The organism is Streptomyces sp. WELS2, from assembly GCF_013870595.1.
Lineage (GTDB): Bacteria > Actinomycetota > Actinomycetes > Streptomycetales > Streptomycetaceae > Streptomyces.
The window spans coordinates 1-15,975 of the sequence record NZ_JACBWZ010000067.1 but is presented as its reverse complement, the minus strand read 5'-3'; the positions used below and the strand labels follow the sequence as shown (position 1 = coordinate 15,975).

The window sequence follows — 15,975 nt, the reverse complement described above, 5'->3', positions numbered from 1 at the left end:
ATCAGCTGCCACCGGTGCGCGCCGGCCAGCCGCAGCAGCGCGAATTCGCGGCGCCGTTCGGCCGTCACGGCGACCAGGGTGTTGACGGTGGTCACGGCGGCGAAGCAGGTCAGCAGCGCCACCTCGGCCTGCCGCAGCCAGACGTCCGTGGCGGAGGTGACACTGGTGGCCGTCGCCCGCGCGGCGTGCCCGGCGGTGTCCGTCATGATCAGCATGGTGCCCGACAGTCCCACGAGCAGCGCGACCGGCACCACCGCGGACGACAGCCGCCGCGCGTATCCGCGCAGGTTGGCGTGGGCGAGCCACCCGGAACCGGGCGCCAGAGCCCGTACCGGCACCCCCAGCACGGCCACCAGGACACGCACCGCGAACGGCCCCAGGAAAGCGACCGCGACCAGCAGCACCACCGCGGCGAGCAATGCCGCCTGCCCCGCCTTGTCCATCTCCCCGGCCGGCCGCGTCGCGGCCAGTCGCAGCAGCAGACCGCCCCCCACCAGTGCGCCGACCCCGGCGAGCAGGCGTGGCACACCCGTCCGCCCGTGCTCGGTCGAGCTGGCGGTCAGGGCGGCCGCGGGGGCGATCCGCGAGATCCGCCGGGCCGCGACGGCCGAGGCCGCCAGGCCGACGGCGAGCGTGACGGCCAGCGCGACCAGCAGCGGTATCGGTGACCCCGGCACCCGCACGCCCGGCGCCGCCAACCCCAGTCGCCGTAGCTCGGCGAGGAAACGGCGGGCCGCCGCCCAGCCCACGACCCAGCCGGGCAAGGTCACCGACAACGCGGTCGCGACGACCTGGCCGCGTACCAGCCGACGTGCCTGACGGGGCGTCGCCGCGATGGTGCGCAGCAGGGCCAGCTCGCGATGCTGCCGGCGGAGGGCGAAACCCGACGCGTCGGCCACGACGAAGAACGCCACCAGGACGGCGATCTCACCGAAGGCACCGGCGATCACCGCCACTCCCGGCCCCGTGGCCGCCCGCCGGGCGGACGCGGGCGCGGTGACATCGGCGGCGAACAGCGAGCCGAACAGCGTCACGGTCGCGATCGCGAGGAACAGCGCGCACGCCAGACCGGCGAAGGCAGCCGGACACCGACGCATCTGCCCGAGAGCGACCGGAATCATCACCCTCACCCGCCCAGCCGGCTCAGCCGGTCGCCGACCCGGGCCGCGGTGGGCCGGTCGAGCTCGTCCACCACCAGGCCGTCGGCGAGCAGCAGCACCCGGTCCGCGTACCCGGCGGCAACCGGATCGTGGGTCACCATCACGCAGGTCCGGCCCTCCCGGTCCACACCGGCGCGCAGCAGGGCGAGGATCTCGTGGCCGGTGGCCCGGTCCAGCGCGCCGGTCGGCTCATCGGCGAAGAGGACCCGAGGGCGGGAGACCAGCGCCCGGGCGATCGCCACCCGCTGCTGCTGCCCACCGGACAACTGCCCGGGCCGGTACCGCTCACGCCCGGCCAGCCCGACCCGGTCGAGTGCGTCCAGCACCCGCCACCGTTCAGGCCGCTCACCGGCCAGTCGGCCGGGAAGCTCGACGTTCTGCGCGACCGTCATCCCCGGCATCAGATTGAAGGCCTGGAAGACGAACCCGACCCGGCTGCGCCGAAGTTCCGCCAGCCGCCGCTCGGACAGCCGGGAAACCTCGTCTCCGTCCCACCACACGGAACCCCGAGTGGGCCGGTCCATCCCCGCGAGGCAGTGCAGCAAGGTGGTCTTGCCGGAGCCCGACGGCCCCATCACCGCCGTGAAGGTCCCGGGCGCGAGGGCCACCGACACCCCGCGCAACGCCCGTACGGCGGCAGCACCCCGCCCGTACTCCCGGTGCAGGCCCTCCGCCCGTACGGCGGTTCCGTCCTCGACATCCATCGCCGTCTCAGCCATGCCCTCATCCTCGACGGACACGGCACGCCGGTCGATCGTGGCCGCCCCCGGTTCGGGGGTTCGGGAAACCGAACCCCGCTCGCGCACGGCGTGGGCATCACCGAGGCGAAGACTCTTCCCGGCCGCCCAGAAGCGACCATTCCCGACGTCCCGTCCGGCCGGCCCCTACGCGAGCGGCCACCCCCCCCGACTGACGACCGCCACGCACACCCGCGCCCCCCGCCACGCGACGCCGTCCCCAGCCTGACCGATCCCCCGGGAGGCTCGTTCTGGAATACCTGTCCACGACCAAACCCCACCCGGCCGAGCCCGCCCCCTCTCCGCCGGGCCGGAAGCCGCCGAACGCACTCGCGTGCCGGCGAGTCGGGACCGCGTACCCCGCCACCGGGCCGGTAGCCGCCAAGCGCACCCGGCACGCAGGTGAGCCGCGACCGCGCATCCCCCCCGCCAGCACCACGCAGCCCACCCACGGGCCCGGCACCGGCCAAGAAGCGAGACGGCCACTGAAAAACACCGGCCCCCACACCCACGGCGGCGCCCGGAACCTCCCTCACGCCTGCTTGATCGCAGAGACATCGAACGTCAGCTTCACCTTGTCGGAGATCAGCACACCGCCCGTCTCCAGCGCCGCGTTCCACGTCAGCCCCCACTCGGACCGCAGGATCTCCGCCTTGCCGGTGAAGCCCACCCGCTCGTTGCCGAACGGATCCTTGGCGAAGCCGTTGAACTCCAGCTCGATGGTCAACGGCTTGGTGACACCGAGCAGGGACAGCTCACCGGTGACGCGGTACTCCTCACCACCCGGCACCTCCACCCCGGTCGACCGGAACGTCATCGTCGGGAACTCGTCCGTCTTGAAGAAGTCCGCCGACTTCAGGTGGGTGTCACGGTCCGCGTTACCCGTGTCGATGCTCTCCATCCGCACGTCCAGCGCGGCCGTGGACTTCGTCGGCTCGGCCCCGTCCAGGTGCAGCGTGCCGGTGAAGTCACCGAAACCGCCCTTCACGTTGGTGACCATCGCGTGCCGGGCGACGAACCCGATCGTGCTGTGGGCCGGGTCGATGACGTAGTCACCGGTCAGCGCGGTCAGATCGGGGCCGGCGACGGCCGGCGCGGCGGGCGCGGACTGGTTGGTGTTCTTGCGGCCGAAGATACCCATGACATGCTCCTGGTTGAACGTTGAACTAAGTTCGGGCTCCGACCATAACCCCATTCAGTTCAACGTTCAACTAAAGCGGGCCGTGTCGTCACCCACACACACAGTCACCCGTTCGTGCCTCTGGTGCACCACCGCCTCCCTCGGGCACGATGCCGCCTGCACCACCTGCACAGCCGCCCCGGAAGAGCCCGGCCCATCGCAGGAAGGCCCCCCATGAAGATCATGAAGATCCGCTCACTCCTGACGACCCTCGCCCTCGTCGCCACCCCCGGCCTCGCCCTCGTAGGCACCGCCCCGGAAGCCTCCGCCGCCACCGCCGTCACCAAGATCAGCCACGCCACCGCCACCTCGATGTTCCGCCAGTCCGGCATCACCTGGTCGTCCTCCGGCAACTGCTCCGACCGGAACAACCCCACCTGTACGTCCTTCGAGCAGCTCAACCTCGCCACCGCCCAGGGCGCCCAGACCCTCAAGAGCGCCAGCGGCTGCGCGCTCAACATCACCGGCGGCACCGAGACCGGCCACGCCTCCGGCACCTACTCCCACTGGAACGGCTACAAGCTCGACTACGGCAAGAACACGTGCGTGACCTCGTACGTCAAGAACACCTTCACCTACATCGGCCTGCGCGGCGACGGCGCCCCGCAGTACCAGTCCGGCTCCGGCAACATCTACGCCGACGAGGGCAACCACTGGGACGTCCTCTACTACAACTGCGGCGGCTGCTGACCGGGCGGCGACGGCGGTGACCGGGCCCCTCCGCATGACCCGACGCGCACTGCTGCTGGCCGCCGCCCTCGCCGCCACCCCCGGGTGGAGCGCGCGGGCGGCCGGCCCCGACCCGTACGAGACGCTGCGCGGGCGCTGGCTCGGCATCGCGCTAGGCACCGGCTACGACCCGGCCGCCGAACCGTACGCCTCCCGCCTCGCCCAACTCGGGCAGAGAGCCCGGGAGTTCCAGGCCTCCATGCTCCCGGGCCCGGCCTCCCTCTGGCCCGGCCACCCCTTCGACCCGCCGTCCGGCATCACCTTCGGCTACAACCGCCTGTGGACCATGACCCAGGCCTACGTCCAGACCGGCACCGGTGTCACCGGCGACCCCGGCCTGCTCACGGACGTGTTACGGGGGCTCGACCACCTCTCCGCCACCGTCTACAACCCGTCGACCGCCCGCTACGGCAACTGGTGGGAGTGGCAGATCGGCAGCCCCCGCCCGCTGATGGACATCACCGCCGCGCTGTACGCGCAGGCGGGCCCGGACCGGGTCGCGGCGGCCTGCGCGGCAGTCGACCACTTCATACCGGACGCGATGCTCACCGACTACTCCGGCACCAGCACCGGCGCCAACCGCGTCGACCTGTGCCGCTCGGTCGTCCTGCGCGGCATCCTCGGCCGCAGCCCGCAGAAGATCGCCCTCGCCCGCGACGCCCTCTCGCCCGTCTTCCCGTACGTCACCCAGGGTGACGGCCTCTACACCGACGGCTCCTTCGTCCAGCACACCTGGGTCGCCTACTCGGGCACCTACGGCCAGGTCCTCCTCGACGGCCTCGGGCGGCTGTTCGCGCTGTTCGCCGGTTCGCAGTGGGACATCACCGATCCCGGCCGGCAGCACATCCTGGACAGCGTCGAGCACGCCTACGCGCCGCTGATCCACGACGGACTGGTCATGGACTGCGTCAACGGCCGTGCCATCAGCCGGGGTTGGCTGCGCTCCGACGACCAGGGCGTGATGCGCAGCGACCACTACCACGGCCAGGCCCTGATCGCCGCCATCACCCTCCTCGCCGACGGCGCGAGCCCGCAGGAGCGGGAGCGGTGGTACGGGCGCATCAAGGGCTGGATCGAACGGGACACAGTGGTACCGATCCTGACCGCACGTCAGTTCGGTGTCGGTGATCTCGCCCGACTGCACGCCGTCGCCGCCTCGCCCGTCCCCGCCGCCCCCGAACCCCTCGGGCACCGGCTCTTCCCGGCCATGGACCGCGCCGTCCACCGCACCCCCCGGTTCACCGCCGCCCTCGCCATGGCCAGCGACCGCATCGCCCACTACGAATGCGGCAACGGCGAGAACCCGCGCGGCTGGCACACCGGCTCCGGCATGCTCTCCTGGTGGCCACGGGGGAGCGGGGACCAGTACACCGACTGGTACTGGCCCACCGTCGACTGGTACCGGCTGCCCGGCACCACCGTCTCCACCCGGCGGCTCGCCGACCGGGCCGGCGGCGAGTGGGGCGCCCCCAGACCGGCCGTGCGCTGGGTCGGCGGCACCACCGACGGCACCTACGCGGCCGTCGGCCAGCACCTCAAGGGACTCGGCTCGTCCCTCCAGGCCCGCAAGTCCTGGTTCTTCCTCGACGACGCCGTGGTCTGCCTCGGCGCCGGGATCTCCTGCGCCGACGGCGTGCCCGTCGAGACGGTCGTGGACAACCGCAACCTGGGCGAGAACGGCACCCAGCCCCTCGTACGCGGCCGGGACTGGGCCCACCTGGAGGGGCACGGCGGCTGGATCCTGCCCCTCGGCGGCGAACTGCGCACCCTGCGCGAGGACCGCACCGGCGCCTGGGCCGACATCAACACCACCAGCGGCCCCGAGCGGCGCACCCGGCGCTGGCAGACCCTCTGGCTCGACCACGGCACCGACCCGGCCGACGCCCGCTACGCCTACGTCCTGCTGCCCGGCGCCACCCGCGCCGAGACCGCCGCCCGCGCGGGTGACCGGCACTGGCTGAGCGTCCTCGCCAACGACACCACCACCCAGGCCGTCGCCGTACCCCGGCCGGGGGTGACGGCGTGCACCTTCTGGGGGGCCGGTACGGTGGGGGAGCTGACCGTCTCGGCCGGCGCGAGCGTGCTCGTCGTGCGCCGGGGCCGTACCGCCTCCCTCCGGATCAGCGAGCCACCGCGCACCGGAGCCCCCCTGGAACTGGTCTGGGACCGCCCCGTGCGCGCGGTCACCCGGGCCGGCGACGGCGTCGACGTGCTGGAGACAGGCCGCCGTCTGAGGGTCCGCGTCACTCCGGGGATGGCATGTGACACCCACGAATGTGAGGTGACTCTCGGCTGATCGGTTTGTGGCCTCCCTACAACGGGATGCCCCGCTGAGCAGTCGGAACGCCTGCATCACTCGGTGGTTCTGTTCACTCGTACCAGGAAAACGGGCCGGAGACTGTACAGAGTCGACGGCTCGCTTTTCTTGGTGTCCTTCGTAAGGTCACTACATGACCGTTTTGGAAGAGACGACGGGTGAGCCGACCGGCGAGCCGACGGACGCGCGCGGACGGGTCGCCGAGCTGCACGAAATCCGTGCGCGGGCCGTGGCGGGTCCGAGTGAGAAGGCGACCGAGGCGCAGCACGCCAAGGGCAAGCTGACGGCGCGGGAGCGGATCGAGCTGCTCCTCGACCCCGGATCCTTCCAGGAGGTCGAGCAGCTGCGCCGGCACCGGGCGACCGGTTTCGGCCTGGAGGCGAAGAAGCCGTACACCGACGGTGTCATCACCGGCTGGGGCACGGTGGAGGGCCGTACGGTCTTCGTCTACGCCCACGACTTCCGGATCTTCGGCGGCGCGCTGGGCGAGGCCCACGCCACCAAGATCCACAAGATCATGGACATGGCCATCGCGGCCGGTGCGCCGCTGGTCTCCCTGAACGACGGCGCCGGCGCCCGTATCCAGGAGGGCGTCTCCGCCCTCGCCGGCTACGGCGGCATCTTCCAGCGCAACACCAAGGCCAGCGGTGTCATCCCGCAGATCTCGGTGATGCTCGGCCCGTGCGCGGGCGGTGCCGCGTACTCCCCGGCCCTCACGGACTTCGTCTTCATGGTCCGCGAGACCTCGCAGATGTTCATCACCGGCCCGGACGTGGTCAAGGCCGTCACCGGCGAGGAGATCACCCAGAACGGCCTGGGCGGCGCCGACGTGCACGCCGAGACCTCCGGTGTGTGCCACTTCGCCTACGACGACGAGGAGACGTGCATCGCCGAGGTGCGCTACCTCCTCTCGCTGCTCCCGCAGAACAACCGCGAGAACCCGCCCCGCGTCGAGTCCACCGACCCCGTCGACCGCCGCAGCGACGTCCTGCTGGACCTGGTCCCGGCCGACGGCAACCGGCCGTACGACATGGCCAAGGTCATCGAGGAGATCGTCGACGACGGCGAGTACCTCGAGGTCCACGAGCGCTGGGCGCGCAACATCATCTGCGCCCTGGGCCGCCTGGACGGCCAGGTCGTCGGCATCATCGCCAACCAGCCGCAGGTCCTCGCGGGCGTCCTGGACATCGAGGCGAGTGAAAAAGCTGCGCGCTTCGTCCAGATGTGTGACGCTTTCAATATCCCGATCGTCACCTTCCTGGACGTCCCCGGGTTCCTCCCCGGCGTCGACCAGGAGCACGGCGGAATCATCCGCCACGGCGCGAAGCTGCTGTACGCCTACTGCAACGCGACCGTGCCGCGGATCTCGCTCATCCTGCGCAAGGCGTACGGAGGTGCCTACATCGTCATGGACTCCCAGTCGATCGGCGCCGACCTGACCTACGCCTGGCCCACGAACGAGATCGCCGTGATGGGCGCGGAGGGCGCGGCCAACGTCATCTTCCGCCGGCAGATCGCCTCCGCCGAGGACCCCGAGGCCATGCGGCAGAAGATGGTCAAGGAGTACAAGGCCGAGCTGATGCACCCGTACTACGCGGCCGAGCGTGGCCTCGTGGACGACGTCATCGACCCCGCCGAGACCCGCGAGGTGCTGATCAAGTCGCTCGCGATGCTGCACACCAAGCACGCCGACCTGCCCTCCCGCAAGCACGGCAACCCGCCGCAGTAACCCTCACGGAGACCGACACCCATGAGTACTCCTGACATCCGCGTCGAAAAGGGTCACGCCGAGCCCGAGGAAGTCGCCGCCATCACGGCCCTCCTCCTCGCCCGAGCCGCCGCCCAGCCGGCCCCGGCCCCGTCCCACCACCTCCGCGCCCGGGCAGGCTGGCGCCGCCTGGAGCGCGAGCCGGGCTTCCGGGCCCCGCACAGCTGGCACTGAGCGCCGCGTACCGCTCGGCCACGGCCCCGCCGCTCCCTCGGGAGGGCGGGGCCGTGGTGTGTTCGGACGCGGGGCCGGGAACGGACGTCCCGACGATGTCTCACCCCTCGCGCCGCCTCTCGTCCCGCTTTCGCAGCCACGGCTCCAGCGGCAGGGACAGGGTGGCCACACAGGCCGCCGGCCACAGGGAGGTCAGGCGCAGGCCCGGGGTCCACAGCGGCAGCAGGACGGCGGTCAGGAACGTGGTCAGCCAGCCGAGGACCAGCGGGCTGCGCAGCCGCGCCCGCAGCGGGAACAGCAGCGCCGAGGACACCAGCGCGCTCGGCACCAGCAGCAGTGCCGCCCACAGCAGCGCACTCCAGCCGTCGATCTCGATCACATGCATCCCGGACCCACCCGTACGTACCACGACAAAGGCTCCTGTCCTCAGAGAAGAGCGACAGGAGCCCGCGTCGGTTGCCCGGGGGACGCGGTTACCGCAGGCGGGCCATGAGGGCGTGTTCGACGAGCGTGATGAGGGCGCTCTTGGCGTCGGCGCGGTGGCGGGCGTCGGTGGTGATGATGGGGGTGTCGGGGCCGATCTGGAGTGCTTCGCGGACTTCGTCGGGGCTGTAGGGCTGTTGTCCGTCGAAGCCGTTGAGGGCGATGACGAAGGGGAGTCCGCTGTTCTCGAAGTAGTCGACGGCGGGGAAGCAGTCGGCGAGGCGGCGGGTGTCGACGAGGACGATGGCGCCGATGGCGCCGCGGACGAGGTCGTCCCACATGAACCAGAAGCGGTCCTGGCCGGGGGTGCCGAACAGGTAGAGGATGAGGTCCTGGTCCAGGGTGATGCGGCCGAAGTCCATGGCCACCGTGGTGGTGGTCTTGTCCCCGGTGTGGGTGAGGTCGTCGATGCCGGCGGACGCGGACGTCATGACGGCCTCTGTGCGCAGCGGGTTGATCTCCGAGACGGCGCCGACGAACGTGGTCTTGCCCACGCCGAAGCCGCCCGCCACCACGATCTTCGCGGAGGTGGTGGAGCGGGAAGGACCGCCGCTAGAGCTTGCGAAGTCCACTGAGCACCCTTTCGAGCAGTGTCACGTCTGGCTGGCCACCGGCGTTCTCGTCGCCGCCGGGCTGATGGATGGCGACCAGGCCCGCCTCCGCCAAGTCGGCGACGAGGATCCTGGCCACGCCGAGGGGGATCGTCAGCAGGGCCGAGATCTCGGCCACCGACTTGATCTCCCGGCACAGGTTGCAGATCCGCTGATGCTCGGGCAGCTGGCCCTGCATCTGGTGCGGAGCAGCGGTGGTGTGCACCAGTGCCTCGATGGCGAGCTGGTAGCGCGGGCGGGTCCGGCCGCCGGTCATGGCGTACGGACGCACCAGGGGGTTGTTCGACGCCGTGGCCGGGGTCGGCTCGGGACGGCGTTGTGGCTGCACCGGCTGGATGCGCGGCGCCTGCGGCTGGTCGTACGGCGGCTGGTTGTAGGGACCGGGGCCCTGCGGGGCGTAGGGCCGGCGGTGGCTGGGGGTGGAGGGGAAGTTGTACGGGTTCGCCGAGCCGTCGTTCTGGCCCTGGGCAGGTCCGTACGACCAGTTGCCCGAAGACGAACCGCCTGGGGGTGTTGCCACTTTCTCCTCCTCCGAACTACGCGGGGCACCCATCCCTGTGGAAGCCGCGTCCCGAAACCTTACGGCCCCGGGACACGTATACGCATCGTCCGATTACTAGTTGAGAAGGCTGCCCTGGAGCTCCGCGCGGAGATCCGGGGTGAGAACCGTGCCCGCGCGGTCCACCAGAAGGGCCATCTCGTACCCGATGAGGCCGATGTCCGCCTCCGGGTGGGCCAGTACCGCGAGGGACGAGCCGTCGGAGATGGACATGATGAAGAGGAATCCTCGCTCCATCTCCACAACCGTCTGGTTCACGTTGCCGCCCTCGAAGATGCGCGAGGCACCGGCGGTCAGCGAGGTCAGACCGGAGGCGACGGCCGCGAGCTGGTCGGCGCGGTCGCGGGGGAAGCCTTCGGACATCGCCAGAAGGAGTCCGTCGGCGGAGACCACCACCGTGTGGGACACCCCCGGGGTGTTGTCCACGAAGTTGGTGATCAACCAGTTCAGGTTCTGTGCCGCCTGGCTCATCGGGCTCACACTAACGCTCCTGGTTGTAGGTGCTGTCAGGACCGAAGCCCTGGCCGTTCGTATCACTGCCTGCGCTGCGCCCGCGCTGGACGCCCCGACGCAGGTTGCTCAGCCTGCCCCGGACGTCCTCCGGGGCGCGGGAGACCTGTGGGCCTCCCTGGGGGGTGGATTCGGCGGAACCCTCGACCAGGTTGGCCTTGGGCACCCGCCGCGGCAGACCGGAGGCGGTGACCCCGCCTGCCTTGGGCTTCCTGAGCTGCGCGGCCTGCTGCCACCGCTCGTCGTTCGCCGACCGCCAGCCGCTGCTGTCGCCGCCCGTGCCCTGGGTGTTCCCCGGTGCCGGGGACGCCGCTTCCTGCCGCACGCGCGCCGTGCCGTTCGCGTTCGCGGAGCCGGCGCCGTGGGAACCGCTCGCGGCTGAGCCACGGCGGGGCAGCCCGGCATCGGTCAGATCGTGCGCGGCGGGAGAGGCCGTACCCGGACGGTCGAAGCCTACGCCGTTCCGCTCATCCGCGTCAGCGGGCCGCGGGGTTTCCGTTTCCGGAGCGTACTGGGCCGGATAGCCGTTCTGGTAGCCGTCCTGCTGCGGCCAGTCGTCCTGGTAGGACGGCTGCTGGGCGGGCTCGGCGTACGGTGCCCGGGACTCAGGGTAACCGCCGTCGGCGGAGAAGCCCTCGGGCTGCGGCACCTCACCGGTCGGCTCGTAGTACTGCTCGTCGTACGACTGCTGGTACGGCTGCTCGTACGACCCGGTGTGCTGCTCCGGGTACGAGCCCGTGTGCTGCTCCGGGTACGAGCCCGTGTGCTGCTCCTGGTAGGAGCCGGTGTGCTGCTCCGGGTACGAACCCGTGTGCTGCTCCTCGTACGACCCGGTGTGCTGCTCCTCGTACGACCCGGTGTGCTGCTCCGGGTACGAGCCGGTCTGCCGCTCCTCGTACGCCGGCGCCTCGAACGCCTGCTGCGGCTGCTGCCCGTCGTACGCCTGCTGCTCCTGGTACGCCTGCTGCGGCTGCTGTTCCTGGTAGGCCTGCTGCCCACCGGTGAACGGGTCCTGGTAACCGGCGGTCTCGTGCTGCGGCTCGGCGTGCTGCCGGCCCTGCTGGGCCTCCAGCGCGGCCCGGCGCTCCTCGCGCATCCGGGTGCGGCCGATGGGGTCCAGGCCGCGGGTGCCGTCGGCGTCCTCGGCGTCCTCGGTGTACTGGCTGTCGTCGAAGCCCAGCTCGGCGGCGGTGCGCACGGGCTGCTGCTGCTGTGCACCGGCGTCCGCACCCCGGAACTGCTGCTCCGGGATGATCTGCGAGACGGTGAACTCCTCGCGCTCCAGCGGGGCTTCGCCGCCACCGCCGTGCGTGATCGCGTCCGGCAGCATGACCAGGGACGTGGTACCGGCCTGCTCGCCCGAGGGGCGCAGCTGGACCCGGATGCCGTGCCGGTCGGACAGCCGGCCGACCACGAACAGGCCCATGCGCTGGGAGATCGCGGCGTCCACGGTCGGCGGGTTGGCCAGCTTGTGGTTGATGTCCGCGAAGTCCTCGGCGGTCAGACCGATGCCCTTGTCGTGGATCTCGATCATCACGCGGCCGTCGGGCAGCCGGGTCGCGGTGACGCGGACCTTGGTCTGCGGGGAGGAGAACGTGGTGGCGTTCTCCAGCAGCTCGGCCAGCAGGTGCACGAGGTCGGTGACCGCTCGGCCGTGGATCTCGGCCTCCGGCACCCCCGACAGCTCGATGCGCTCGTACTGCTCCACCTCGGAGGAGGCGGCGCGCAGCACGTCGATCAGCGGCACCGGCTGGTCCCAGCGGCGGCCGGGCTCCTCGCCGGCGAGGACCAGCAGGTTCTCGCCGTTGCGGCGCATACGGGTGGCCAGGTGGTCCAGCTTGAAGAGGTTCTCCAGCTGGTCGGGGTCGGCCTCGTTGTTCTCCAGGTCGGTGATCAGGGTCAGCTGGCCCTCGATCAGCGACTGGTTGCGGCGCGAGAGGTTGGTGAAGATCGCGTTGATGTTGCCCCGCAGCAGCGCCTGCTCGGAGGCGAGCCGGACCGCCTCGCGGTGCACCTGGTCGAAGGCGCGGGCGACCTCGCCGATCTCGTCCTTGCTGGTGATCGGGATCGGCTCGACCCGGGTGTCGACCCGGCCGGGGTCGGTGCGGGAGAGCTGGTCGACCAGCATCGGCAGCCGCTGCTCGGCGATGCCGAAGGCGGCGTTGCGCAGCCGGCGCATCGAGCGGCTCATCTGGCGGGCCACCATGCCGGCCAGGATGAACGCGGCCAGCAGACCGATGACGACGACGGCACCGGTGATCAGGGCGGAGGTCTTGGCGTCGTCGGCGATGCCGGACGCCTCGTTCACCGCCCGGTCGGCCATGTCCGCCTCGATCTGGCGGTAGGCCTTGTACTTCAGCGTGTTGACCGCCCACCAGTTGTCGGTGGTGATCCCCTTGGTGGCCAGCCCCTCACGGGTGAGCGGGCTGGTGTCCTTCATGGTGGCCAGCGCCGTGACCATGTCGGTCGGGTCCGACGGCGGGGCGACGTACTTCGGGTCCTGTGCCTTGGCCTTGCGGGCGAGCGCGGCGGCGTCCGTCTCGATCTTCGCCTTGGCGTCCTCGAGCTTCTGCGCGTCGGCCTCGGTGCCACCGCCCTTGTACTCCTCCAGCGCGATGCGCTCCAGGTAGGCGTACGAGGACAGGGAGATCTGCTGGGACGCCAGGTTCGGGGCGTCCGGGCCGGGCTTGACCAGCAGGTGCGTGCCGATCGACCGCTCCAGCGACAGTGCCGCCTTGGTCAGCGACATGGCGTAGACGGTACGGCCGTAGGAGGTGATGTTTCCGGTGCCCAGACCGAGTTCGTTGGCGAACTCCATCAGCGGGTGGATGACCTCGACGTAGCCTTCCTCGGTCTTTCCGCCGGTCATCCGGGAGGTGAAGGCGGCCTGCCGCAGCCGTGCCAGCTGGGGCTGGGCCTCGTGGAACAGCGTCAGCCGGCGCTTGATGCCCGACTTGTCCGGGGCGCTCTTCGCGACGTCCTCGAACACCGCGGCGGCCTGGTCGGTGGCCTTGCGGGCGTCGTCGACGACCGCCTTGCTCCGGGCGTCCGTCTTGTTCAGCAGCAGCGGCTCGGCGCTGACGTCGCGCTCGTTCTCCAGGGCGTCGGCGTAGGAGAGGGCGGCGCGCACCAGACGGGCGGTGTTCTCGGCGTCGCGGGCCTCCTGCCAGGTGTCGATCGAGCTCTTCACCTGGAAGCCGCCCATGACGAGGCCGACCATCACGGGTATGAGCAGGATCGCGTTCAGCCGGGTCGGCACCCGCCAGTTCTGCGGGGAGAGGCGGCCGCCGGACGCCGGAGCCGCCGCCGGCTCCGCGCCGGGAACGGGGGTGGGCGCCGCAGCGCGCGGCGGCGGGGTGAAGTTGCCCCGCGCCGACGGCTCGGGACCGTTCTTGCTTCGCCTCACTCGACCAACAACCTCTCGGCGGTCGGCACCTACGTCGTGCCGCAGTCTCTCAGAGCCCGGTTCACCACAGACCACTACGGGGTACGTCTTGGACCATTGGGCAGTTCAGGCATTCCAGCACGTGGACCAGCGCGATTCCAAACAGCGGAACCCTGTGATGGAGCGGTTGTAAACGCCAGATAAAACGGTCATAAAGAGCGAGCCTTGCCAAAAGACGGGGGGTTCGTGCGCGCAGCGGCACCACGCGAACGCGTCGCGTGGTGATACCCGGCCATTCCTCTGCCGAACTGTTATGAACACCGGAGCCGGCCGTGTCAAAGGCCACAGCCGGCTCCGAAACCTTTACGACAACTGCCGTATTGCCCGTCGTACTTGGGTGTTACTTCAAGCGGGCCATGAGGGCGTGTTCGACGAGCGTGATGAGGGCGCTCTTGGCGTCGGCGCGGTGGCGGGCGTCGGTGGTGATGATGGGGGTGTCGGGGCCGATCTGGAGTGCTTCGCGGACTTCGTCGGGGCTGTAGGGCTGTTGTCCGTCGAAGCCGTTGAGGGCGATGACGAAGGGGAGTCCGCTGTTCTCGAAGTAGTCGACGGCGGGGAAGCAGTCGGCGAGGCGGCGGGTGTCGACGAGGACGATGGCGCCGATGGCGCCGCGGACGAGGTCGTCCCACATGAACCAGAAGCGGTCCTGGCCGGGGGTGCCGAACAGGTAGAGGATGAGGTCCTGGTCCAGGGTGATGCGGCCGAAGTCCATGGCCACCGTGGTGGTGGTCTTGTCCCCGGTGTGGGTGAGGTCGTCGATGCCGGCGGACGCGGACGTCATGACGGCCTCTGTGCGCAGCGGGTTGATCTCCGAGACGGCGCCGACGAACGTGGTCTTGCCCACGCCGAAGCCGCCCGCCACCACGATCTTCGCGGAGGTGGTGGCCCGGCCCGCGTCAGAGCTTGCGAAGTCCACTGAGCACCCTTTCGAGCAGCGTCACATCCGGAGCGCCGCCGTTGTTCTCGTCGCCACCAGGCTGGTGGATGGCGACCATGCCGGCCTCGGCGAGGTCGGCCACCAGGATCCGGGCCACACCGAGCGGCATGTTCAGCAGAGCCGACACCTCCGCGACCGACTTGACCTCGCGGCACAGGTGGCAGATGCGCTGGTGCTCGGGAAGCAGCCCCATGAGCACGGCCGGGTCGGCCGTGGTGCTGATCAGCGCCTCGATGGCGAGCTGGTAGCGGGGCCGGGTCCGGCCGCCGGTCATGGCGTAGGGCCTCACCAGCGGCTGGTCGCCCTCGTCCCCGTACGGCTCCGCGTACGGATCATGATGGGCGGTGGGCGGGGTCATGAATCCTCCGGGCGGGACAGCAAGTCGGTCAGTCAAGCCGTCTGACGGGGCCGGTGGGGGGATTGTGGCGGCCGGACGGTGTTTTCGTGAGGTGGGTGGTGCCGGGGCCGGTCAGTGGAGCAGACTGCCCTGGAGTTCGGCGCGCAGATCCGGGGTGAGTACCGCACCCGCGCGGTCGACGAGCAGTGCCATCTCGTAGCCGACGAGGCCGATGTCCGCCTCGGGGTGGGCCAGTACCGCGAGGGACGACCCGTCCGAGATGGACATCAGGAAGAGGAACCCGCGCTCCATCTCGACGACCGTCTGTGCCACGGTGCCGCCCTCGAAGATCCGGGACGCCCCGGCCGTCAGCGAGGTCAGCCCGGAGGCGACGGCCGCCAGCTGGTCGGCGCGGTCTCTCGGGAAGCCTTCGGACATCGCCAGCAGAAGGCCGTCGGCGGAGACCACCACTGTGTGGGACACCCCGGGGGTGTTGTCCACGAAGTTGGTGATCAACCAGTTCAGGTTCTGTGCCGCCTGGCTCATCGGACTCAACTAACGCTCCTGCTGGTGAGTGGGGCTCGGGAAGCTGCCGGTCTGGCCGCTGCCGGCCTGTCGGCCCTGAGCGATGCCCCGACGAAGATTGGTCAGCCGGCCGCGTACGTCATCGGGCGCACGCGAGACCTGCGGACCGCTTTGGTGCTGTTGCTGCTGGGCGGTGCCGGGCACGAGGTTCGCCCGGGGCACGCGGCGCGGCAGGCCGGAGGTGGTGACCCCGCCCGCGGCGGGCTGCCGTACGCGCTCGGCCTGCCGGACGAGTTCGTCGTTCGGCGAGGTGCGCCAGGAGCCGGTGTTCGACCCGGGCCGCTGCGGAGCGGACGCGGGCGACTGCTGCTGCGCCTGCTGTGTCTGCTGCGCCTGCTGCGACGCGGGCGCGTTCTCCTGCTGCTGCTGGAACCAGTTGGTCTCCAGCGTGTCGAACAGCGGGGTACGGCCGTCACCCGGGCCGCTGGCCGGCGGCAGGGCCT

At 70.8% G+C, this 15,975-nt stretch carries 15 protein-coding genes and 1 pseudogene; 4 read left to right on the top strand and 12 right to left on the bottom strand.

Translation table 11 applies throughout. The features are described from left to right. The 3 genes from H5J33_RS06950 to H5J33_RS06940 form a co-directional block, all read right to left on the bottom strand. Positions 1–1,121 (bottom strand): ABC transporter permease (locus H5J33_RS06950; RefSeq protein WP_181793998.1); only part of this gene is annotated, 1,121 nt, incomplete at its 3' end. Between the two features lie 5 nt (positions 1,122–1,126). After that, positions 1,127–1,879 (bottom strand): ABC transporter ATP-binding protein, encoded by a 753-nt coding sequence (locus tag H5J33_RS06945; protein ID WP_181793997.1) that lies wholly within the window; start codon positions 1,877–1,879, stop codon positions 1,127–1,129. Between the two features lie 550 nt (positions 1,880–2,429). After that, positions 2,430–3,038, bottom strand: coding sequence for a YceI family protein (locus tag H5J33_RS06940; RefSeq protein WP_181793996.1), 609 nt, complete (start codon positions 3,036–3,038; stop codon positions 2,430–2,432). Between the two features lie 222 nt (positions 3,039–3,260). Here H5J33_RS06940 and H5J33_RS06935 point away from each other — a divergent pair, with 222 nt between their 5' ends. The 4 genes from H5J33_RS06935 to H5J33_RS06920 all read left to right on the top strand — a co-directional run bounded on the left by H5J33_RS06935 (position 3,261) and on the right by H5J33_RS06920 (position 8,065). Then, entirely contained in the window at positions 3,261–3,767 is a 507-nt protein-coding gene (locus H5J33_RS06935) for a hypothetical protein (RefSeq protein WP_181793999.1), read from the top strand. 34 nt (positions 3,768–3,801) lie between these two features. After that, positions 3,802–6,102, top strand: coding sequence for a polysaccharide lyase 8 family protein (locus H5J33_RS06930; protein WP_181793995.1), 2,301 nt, complete (start codon positions 3,802–3,804; stop codon positions 6,100–6,102). A gap of 154 nt (positions 6,103–6,256) precedes the next feature. Beyond that, complete coding sequence (locus tag H5J33_RS06925; RefSeq protein WP_181793994.1) at positions 6,257–7,852, top strand: acyl-CoA carboxylase subunit beta; 1,596 nt, start codon at positions 6,257–6,259, stop codon at positions 7,850–7,852. A 21-nt stretch (positions 7,853–7,873) separates the two neighbouring features. Continuing rightward, on the top strand, positions 7,874–8,065 hold the full coding sequence (locus tag H5J33_RS06920) for an acyl-CoA carboxylase epsilon subunit (RefSeq protein ID WP_181793993.1): 192 nt from the start codon (positions 7,874–7,876) through the stop codon (positions 8,063–8,065). Between the two features lie 100 nt (positions 8,066–8,165). Here the strand turns inward: H5J33_RS06920 and H5J33_RS06915 are convergent, their stop codons facing one another. The 9 genes and pseudogenes from H5J33_RS06915 to H5J33_RS06875 form a co-directional block, all read right to left on the bottom strand. Continuing rightward, positions 8,166–8,474: a hypothetical protein gene (locus H5J33_RS06915; RefSeq protein ID WP_181793992.1), complete on the bottom strand. Its 309-nt coding sequence runs from the start codon at positions 8,472–8,474 to the stop codon at positions 8,166–8,168. 64 nt (positions 8,475–8,538) lie between these two features. Next, positions 8,539–9,120 (bottom strand): ATP/GTP-binding protein, encoded by a 582-nt coding sequence (locus H5J33_RS06910; protein WP_093769009.1) that lies wholly within the window; start codon positions 9,118–9,120, stop codon positions 8,539–8,541. Beyond that, positions 9,101–9,679, bottom strand: a complete 579-nt coding sequence (locus tag H5J33_RS06905; protein WP_181793991.1) for a DUF742 domain-containing protein — start codon at positions 9,677–9,679, stop codon at positions 9,101–9,103. The genes H5J33_RS06910 and H5J33_RS06905 overlap by 20 nt, the downstream gene beginning before the upstream one ends. Positions 9,680–9,775: 96 nt before the next feature. Beyond that, positions 9,776–10,189: a roadblock/LC7 domain-containing protein gene (locus tag H5J33_RS06900; RefSeq protein ID WP_029385896.1), complete on the bottom strand. Its 414-nt coding sequence runs from the start codon at positions 10,187–10,189 to the stop codon at positions 9,776–9,778. Positions 10,190–10,199: 10 nt separating this feature from the next. Next, on the bottom strand, positions 10,200–13,634 hold the full coding sequence (locus H5J33_RS06895) for a nitrate- and nitrite sensing domain-containing protein (protein ID WP_181793990.1): 3,435 nt from the start codon (positions 13,632–13,634) through the stop codon (positions 10,200–10,202). A 379-nt stretch (positions 13,635–14,013) separates the two neighbouring features. Next, entirely contained in the window at positions 14,014–14,589 is a 576-nt protein-coding gene (locus tag H5J33_RS06890; protein WP_181793988.1) for an ATP/GTP-binding protein, read from the bottom strand. After that, positions 14,570–14,968 carry a DUF742 domain-containing protein gene (locus H5J33_RS06885; RefSeq protein ID WP_030612634.1) on the bottom strand — a complete coding sequence of 133 codons (399 nt, stop codon included), beginning with the start codon at positions 14,966–14,968 and terminating at the stop codon, positions 14,570–14,572. The genes H5J33_RS06890 and H5J33_RS06885 overlap by 20 nt, the downstream gene beginning before the upstream one ends. Positions 14,969–15,079: 111 nt before the next feature. After that, positions 15,080–15,493 carry a roadblock/LC7 domain-containing protein gene (locus H5J33_RS06880; RefSeq protein WP_014675212.1) on the bottom strand — a complete coding sequence of 138 codons (414 nt, stop codon included), beginning with the start codon at positions 15,491–15,493 and terminating at the stop codon, positions 15,080–15,082. A 9-nt stretch (positions 15,494–15,502) separates the two neighbouring features. Next, positions 15,503–15,975, bottom strand: a pseudogene (locus tag H5J33_RS06875) (hypothetical protein); the annotation flags it as partial.